At 76.5% G+C, this 6771-nt stretch carries 7 protein-coding genes; 4 read left to right on the forward strand and 3 right to left on the reverse strand.

Annotated features, from left to right (window positions below):
• On the reverse strand, positions 1-1584 hold a 1584-nt coding region (locus tag ACFU0Y_RS16135), incomplete at its 3' end, for a helicase-related protein (protein ID WP_380215645.1).
• Positions 1585-1672: 88 nt separating this feature from the next.
• The gene (locus ACFU0Y_RS16140) at positions 1673-2482 is read right to left on the reverse strand and encodes an alpha/beta fold hydrolase (RefSeq protein WP_380215647.1); all 810 of its coding nucleotides are present in this window, start codon (positions 2480-2482) and stop codon (positions 1673-1675) included.
• Between the two features lie 107 nt (positions 2483-2589).
• Between ACFU0Y_RS16140 and ACFU0Y_RS16145 the strand changes: the two genes are divergently transcribed.
• The 3 genes from ACFU0Y_RS16145 to ACFU0Y_RS16155 all read left to right on the forward strand — a co-directional run bounded on the left by ACFU0Y_RS16145 (position 2590) and on the right by ACFU0Y_RS16155 (position 5820).
• The gene (locus tag ACFU0Y_RS16145; RefSeq protein WP_380215649.1) at positions 2590-3564 is read left to right on the forward strand and encodes a 1,4-dihydroxy-2-naphthoyl-CoA synthase; all 975 of its coding nucleotides are present in this window, start codon (positions 2590-2592) and stop codon (positions 3562-3564) included.
• Between the two features lie 92 nt (positions 3565-3656).
• Positions 3657-4820 carry an AMP-binding protein gene (locus tag ACFU0Y_RS16150; protein WP_380215651.1) on the forward strand — a complete coding sequence of 388 codons (1164 nt, stop codon included), beginning with the start codon at positions 3657-3659 and terminating at the stop codon, positions 4818-4820.
• Between the two features lie 121 nt (positions 4821-4941).
• A complete protein-coding gene (locus ACFU0Y_RS16155; protein WP_380215653.1) occupies positions 4942-5820 on the forward strand; it encodes a 1,4-dihydroxy-2-naphthoate polyprenyltransferase in 879 nt (292 codons plus the stop codon).
• A 47-nt stretch (positions 5821-5867) separates the two neighbouring features.
• Here ACFU0Y_RS16155 and ACFU0Y_RS16160 read toward each other — a convergent pair whose 3' ends face one another.
• Positions 5868-6155 carry a DUF4229 domain-containing protein gene (locus ACFU0Y_RS16160; RefSeq protein ID WP_380215655.1) on the reverse strand — a complete coding sequence of 96 codons (288 nt, stop codon included), beginning with the start codon at positions 6153-6155 and terminating at the stop codon, positions 5868-5870.
• Between the two features lie 82 nt (positions 6156-6237).
• Here ACFU0Y_RS16160 and ACFU0Y_RS16165 point away from each other — a divergent pair, with 82 nt between their 5' ends.
• Positions 6238-6723, forward strand: a complete 486-nt coding sequence (locus ACFU0Y_RS16165; protein ID WP_380215657.1) for a PLDc N-terminal domain-containing protein — start codon at positions 6238-6240, stop codon at positions 6721-6723.
• Positions 6724-6771: the final 48 nt, after the last annotated feature.

The following is a 6771-nucleotide window of genomic DNA, read 5'->3' on the forward strand; positions in this document are numbered from 1 at the left end:
TGCCGGCCCGGGGTCCGGCGGATCCGCGACGATCCGCTCCAGCCGGCGGGTCTCCTCCGCCCAGCGGCGGGCGTCCGGGGCCCGCCCGCCGCGCAGCTCGGCGAGCAGGCGGGTCAGGTCCCCGCCGGGCGGGCGGTGGTCGTCCGAGACCATCGCGACGACCTCGGCGGCGGCCCGGGGGCCCACCGTGCGGGCGCCGTCGAGCAGGCCCCGGGCCAGGCGCGGGTCCACGGGCACCGCCGCGAGCAGCCGGCCGGTGGCGCTGGCCCGGCCGTCGGCCTCGAGCGCGCCGAGCCCGTGCAGGACGGCGAGCGCGTCGGCCAGTGCCGGTGCGGGCAGCGGGTCCGGCAGCGGCAGGCCCCGTCCGCCGGGGGCTCCCCAGCAGGCGAGCAGCAGGGCGGCGCCCGTGAGGTCGGCGGCCGCGAGCTCGGGGGTGAGATGGGGCGGCATCGCGGCCCAGGTCCGCTCGTCGTAGCAGCGCACGACCTCCCCGGGCCCGAGCCGGGCGGCGCGGCCCGCCCGCTGCTCGGCGGCCGCCCGGGAGGCCGCGACCGTGACCAGGCCCGTCATGCCGCGGCCGGCGTCCCGCCGGGGCTCCCGGGAGAGCCCGGAGTCGACCACCAGGCGCACTCCCGGCACGGTCAGGGAGGACTCGGCCAGGGACGTGGAGACCACCACCCGGGGCGGGTCCCCCGGCCGGCGTCCCGCGGTCGCCCGGTCCTGCTCGGCGGCCGCGACCCGGCCGTGCAGCTCGAGCACCTCGGTCCCGCGGCAGCTCTCCCGCAGCCGCCGGGCGACGTGGGCGACCTCCCACGCCCCGGGGAGGAACACGAGCGCGTCCGTGGCGTCGTCCCGGGCCAGGGCCCGGGCGTGCGCGTCGGCCGCGGTGCCGGCGACGTGGTCGAGGAACGGGCGGGTGACCCCGCGCTCGTCGGTGCGCCGGCCGGGGGCCGGGGCCCACCGGACGGTGAGCGGGTGGAGGGCGGACGGGCAGTCGACCACCGGGGCGGGGGCGTCCCCGCCCAGCAGGGCGGCGAAGCGAGGCGCGTCGAGGGTCGCGGACATCGCGACGAGCACCAGGTCCTCGCGCAGCTGCCGGACCTCGGCCAGCATGCCGACGAGCAGGTCGGACTCGAGGCCGCGCTCGTGGACCTCGTCGAGGACCACGGCGCCCGTGCCGGGCAGCCCGGGATCCTGCAGCAGCCGGCGCAGGAGCACGCCGGGAGTGACGAACTCGACGAGCGTGCGGGCCCCGGTGCGCCGGTCGCCGCGCACGGTGTGGCCCACGATCCCGCCCACCCGGGTCCCCGTGAGGTGCGCCAGCCGGCGGGCCGCGGAGCGCGCGGCGACCCGCCGGGGCTGGGTGACGACCACCCGGCCGGAGACGGGCCCGGGCGCGGGCCCGGCGGCGCGCGCGTGCAGCAGGTCGGCGGTGAGCGGAGGCACCAGTGTGGTCTTGCCCGTGCCGGGCGGGGCCTGGACCACGGCGACGCCGCCGGCCAGCGCCGCTCGGAGCTCGCCGAGCACCCCGGCGACCGGCAGGCCGGCGCCGATCCGGGCGAGGTCGAAGGGGACGGAGCTCATCCCCCCAGTCTCCCACCGCGGCGCGGGGCACGGCCTCCGGCCCGGTGGCCGCCGGCCGGGAGGGCCGTTCCCCCCGCCGGGAGGATGGTCAGTCCTCGGTGCGCGCCAGGAAGCCGCGCAGCACCTCGGTGAACTTCTCCGGCTCCTGCGAGTGCACCCAGTGCCCGGCCTCGCGGATCGTCACCCGGTGCGCCCGGGGGAACAGCCGGCGCATGACCGGCGCGTGCTCGTCGCGGACGTAGTCCGAGCGACCACCGGCCACCCAGAGCACCGGTCCCTCGTAGACGGCGTCCCCGGTGTCGGGGAAGCCGCCGATGGTGTCCAGGCTCGAGCGCAGCAGCTCGAGGTTCGGCTCCCAGGCGAAGCCCCCCTCCGCGCTGCGCAGGTTCTGCAGCAGGAAGCTGCGCGTGGTGTCCCACGGGATGGGTTCCCGGAGGGCCTCGTCCGCGTCCGAGCGGCGCTCGACGGCCGCGAGGTCCACGGCCGCGAGGCTGTCCAGCAGGTGCGCGAACTCGCCCTCGCCGCCCCCGGCCCGGGCGGGGGCGATGTCCACCACCACGAGCCGGGAGACGAGGTCCGGGTGCCGCAGCGCGAGCACCATGGCCACCTTGCCGCCGAGGGAGTGCCCGACGACCGCGACCGGCCCCTCCGCCGCGAAGTCCCCCCGGAGGGTCTCGGCCACGGAGTCCGCCATCTGCTCGTAGTCCACCCGGTCCGTCCACGCGGACCGGCCGTGGTTGGGCAGGTCCACGAGCAGGCTCCGGAACTCCGGCTGGAGGTCCTTCGCGATCCGGGTGAAGTTCTTGCCCCGGCCGAACAGGCCGTGCAGGAAGACGACGGGGTCGCCGTCGTCCCCGAGACGGGTCGTGTGCAGGGTGCTCGTGCGGATCTCAGCCATCCTCCGAGCCTAGCCGGGCTCGTGGCACCCGGCCCGTTCCCGCCGGTCCGGTGCTCGCGGCGGCTCCGCCACCCTGCTCCGGATCGGGCCCCACGTAGACTCGGCACGTGACTGACTCCACCCCCGCCCCCGGCAGCGACCTTCCCGAGCAGGTCTCGGAGCTCTTCGATCCCGCGCAGTGGCGCACCGTCGAGGGCTTCCGGGAGCTGCAGGACCTGACCTACCACCGCGGCGTGGAGCGCGCCCCGGACGGCACGGTGCTCCGGGACCTGCCGTGGGTGCGGATTGCCTTCGACCGCCCGGAGGTGCGCAACGCCTTCCGCCCGGGCACGGTCGACGAGCTCTACCGCGCGCTGGACCACGCCCGGATGTCCTCCGACGTGGGCGCCGTGGTCCTCACCGGCAACGGCCCCTCCCCCAGGGACGGCGGCTGGGCCTTCTGCTCCGGCGGGGACCAGCGCATCCGCGGCCGGGACGGCTACCGCTACGCCGAGGGCGAGACCGCGGACTCCATCGACCCGGCCCGCGCCGGCCGGCTGCACATCCTCGAGGTGCAGCGGCTGATCCGCACCATGCCCAAGGTGGTCGTCGCGGCCGTCCCGGGGTGGGCCGCGGGCGGCGGGCACTCCCTGCACGTGGTCTGCGACCTCACCATCGCCTCCCGCGAGCACGGGCGGTTCAAGCAGACGGACGCCACCGTGGGCTCCTTCGACGCCGGCTACGGCTCCGCCCTGCTCGCCCGGCAGGTGGGGCAGAAGGCGGCCCGGGAGATCTTCTTCCTCGCCCGGGAGTACGACGCACAGCGGATGCTCGAGCTGGGCGCGGTCAACGAGGTGGTCCCGCACGCGGAACTGGAGGCGGCGGCGATCGCGGCCGCCCGGGACGTGGCGGCCCAGTCCCCGCAGGCGATCCGGATGCTGAAGTTCGCGTTCAACCTGCCCGACGACGGCATGGTCGGCCAGCAGGTCTTCGCGGGCGAGGCGACCCGCATGGCGTACATGACCGACGAGGCCGTCGAGGGCCGGGACGCGTTCCTGGGCAAGCGCGACCCGGACTGGTCCGGCTTCCCCTACTACTTCTGACGACTTCTGACTACTTCCAGGCCGCCTGCGGCCGGGCCACGACCCGTCCGGCGGGTCCCGGCCCGGCCGGCAGCGCGAGGAGGAGGGCCGCGATGGCCGAGCTGATCGTCCCCGGTGACGCCGTGGTCCTCGACGGGCCCGTGCCCGGCGACCCCCTGCGGCTGCTGTCCCCGCTGACCCGCGCCCTGGGCCGGGAGGGCCCGGCCGTCGTGGTGCGCACGTCCGGGTCCACCGGCCGGGCAAAGCGCACGGTCCTCACCCGGGACGCGCTCGCGGCGTCCTCGATGGCCACCGCGGTGCGCACCGGCGGGGTGGGCCAGTGGCTGCTGGCCCTGCCCGTGCACTACGTGGCCGGGGTCCAGGTGCTCGTGCGCTCCCTCTACGCCGGGACGGACCCCGTGGTCCTCGACCCGGCGGCCCGCTTCACCCCGGAGGCCTTCGCAGCGGCGGCCGAGCAGCTGGAGGATCCCGTGCGCTTCACCTCGCTCGTGCCCACCCAGCTGCAGCGGATCCTGGAACCGGCCTCCGGGGTGCGCAACGGGGACGCGGTCTCCGCGCTGAAGAGATTCTCCGCGATCCTGCTCGGCGGCTCGGCCGCTCCCCCGCGCCTGCTGGCGGCCGCCCGCGCCGCCGACGTCCGGGTGGTCTCCACCTACGGCATGTCCGAGACGTGCGGGGGCTGCGTCTACGACGGCGTGCCCCTGGACGGCGTCTCCGTGCACGTGGGGACGGAGGAGGACGACGACGTCCCGCGCCCCGGGGCCGGCGGTGGGTCCGGGCCGGGCCGGATCTGGCTCGGCGGGGACGTCGTGGCCGCCGGCTACGCCGGGGACCCGGAGCAGACCGCACGGCACTTCCGGGAGAGCGGCGGCACGCGCTGGTACCGCACGGACGACCTCGGCGAGCTCTCTCCCGACGGCGTGCTCGCGGTGCACGGCCGGGTCGACGACGTCGTGAACACCGGCGGGGTCAAGGTCGCCGCCGGCCTCGTGAGCGCCGCGCTGACGGAGCACCCCGCCGTGCGCGAGGCCCTGGTGCTCGGGGTGCCCGACGCCGAGTGGGGGCAGGCGGTGGGGGCTGCGGTCGTCGCGGCGCCGGGCACGGACCGCGGGCGGCTGCGGACCGAGCTCGAGGAGCAGGTCCGCGCCCGGCACGGCGCCGCCGCGGTGCCCCGGCGCTGGGCCTGGCCGGACGAGATGCCCCTGCTGCCCACCGGGAAGCCGGACCGCGCCGCCGTGGGCCGGCTGCTCGGCTGAGCTCCCGCCGGGGAGAGGGGCGGGCGGCGCCGTGACACAATGGTTCGCGGCCGCGGACCCCCACCGCGGCCCGCATCCCGCACCCCGCGCCCGCGCGGGTCGTTCCCGACGGAGGTAGCCCGTGGCCACGCCAGCACAGTGGATCGAGGGGGCCCGGCTCCGGACCCTGCCGATGGCCCTCGCCCCCGTGGTGGCCGGATCCGCCGCGGCCCAGGCCCTGTACTCCTTCGACCCCGTCCGCGCCCTGCTCGCGCTGCTGCTGGCCCTCCTCCTGCAGATCGGCGTGAACTACGCCAACGACTACTCGGACGGCATCCGGGGCACCGACGACGACCGCGTGGGCCCCCTGCGCCTGACCGGCTCCGGGGCCGCCGCGCCGGGGCGGGTGAAGGCCGCGGCGCTGCTGTGCTTCGCGCTCGCCGCGCTCGCCGGCGCCGTCCTGGTGGTGCTGAGCCGCCAGTGGTGGTTCATCCCCGTCGGCCTCTCCGCCGTGCTCGCCGCGTGGGGCTACACCGGCGGGCGCAGCCCGTACGGGTACCGAGGCCTCGGGGACCTGTTCGTGTTCGTCTACTTCGGGCTCGTGGCCGTGCTCGGCACCACGCTCACCCAGGCGGGCACCCTCAACCTCGAGGCGTTCGTGGCGGCCCTGGCCACCGGGCTGATCGCCACCGCCCTGCTCATGGCCAACAACATCCGGGACCTGCCCGGGGACCGGGAGGTCGGCAAGCGCACCCTGGCCGTGCGGCTGGGGGACCCGTTGGCCCGGGTGGTGTTCACCGCCGAGATCGCCGTGGCGTTCGCACTGGTGCTGTTCCTGGTGCCCTACAACCCGTGGATGCTCCTGGTGCTGCTGCTCCTGCCGCTGGCGTGGGCGCCCGTGGCCACGGTGCTGCGGGTGCAGGACCGGCGCCAGCTCATCCCCGTGCTCCGGCAGTGCGGGGTGCTCAACGTGGGCTGGTCCGTGCTCTTCCTGCTGGCGGTGCTGCTGCGGCAGTGGTGAGCCCTCGGCGCCCGCCCACCGGGCGGAGCCCGGCGGGCGTGGAGGGGCTAGACCTCGCGGCCGTCCTCGCGCAGCCTCCGGTCGACGTAGGCGTCCTCGACCTCCTGGTCCTCGAGCGCCACCCGGTTGCGGGGCTTCGGCGCCCGCGCGAACCAGCGGTGGAACTCCTCCCCCGCGGCGGCGTGCAGGCGCGGGAAGAACAGGTAGGAGACCGCGAAGGAGATCACCACCGCGGCGATCCCCGACAGCACCAGGCCCACGCCGAGCGACATGCTGAGCAGGAAGGCCAGCACCAGCAGCGCGAACCGGAGCAGGGAGTACTTCAGGAAATTCACGCGTCCAGTCTAGCGGGAGCACCTGGGAGAACTCCCCGGGGCGCTGAGCTGGCGTCCAGGCAACTCCCCTACGATTGTCGGCATGGGCAGAGCCATCCTCATCATCGGCGCGGCCGCTTTGGCGGTGGGCGTCATCGTGTACTCCCTCATCGAGTGCGCCCGGACCGACAACTCCGACATGCGCGGTCTCCGCAAGGGCGGGTGGATCGCGGTGATCCTCCTCCTGCCGCTCGTCGGCGCCCTCCTGTGGCTGTTCCTCGGGCGCCCCAGGGGCACCGCGGAGTCCTCCCGCCCCGTGCGCGGCCGGGGGCCGGACGACGACCCCCAGTTCCTGCGCAACCTCGAGGAGCGCCGCCGGCAGCAGGAGAAGGCCGAGAAGCTGCGGCAGTGGGAGGAGGAGCTGCGACGCAACGGCGGACCGGGAGCGGACGGCGGCACCGGCCCGGAGGACCGCCCCGACGACCGTCGCGGCGACCGCCCCGACGACGGGCCCTCCGGCGGCTCGTCCGCCGGCCGCTCCGACGGACCGACCGACGGCTCCCCGGGCAACCGGCCCCCGCGCGACTGACCTCCAGCCCGGAGGACGGAGAACGGCCCGCACCGAGAGGGTGCGGGC

It is taken from the genome of Kocuria sp. NPDC057446 (assembly GCF_042802875.1).
GTDB lineage: Bacteria > Actinomycetota > Actinomycetes > Actinomycetales > Micrococcaceae > Kocuria.

Bases quoted from the DNA above. Each gene is read 5' to 3' on its own strand.
- ACFU0Y_RS16165 (WP_380215657.1), top strand. From the start codon at position 6,238: ATGGGCAGAGCCATCCTCATCATCGGCGCGGCCGCTTTGGCGGTGGGC.
- ACFU0Y_RS16150 (WP_380215651.1), top strand. From the start codon at position 3,657: ATGGCCGAGCTGATCGTCCCCGGTGACGCCGTGGTCCTCGACGGGCCC.
- ACFU0Y_RS16140 (WP_380215647.1), bottom strand. From the start codon at position 2,482: ATGGCTGAGATCCGCACGAGCACCCTGCACACGACCCGTCTCGGGGAC.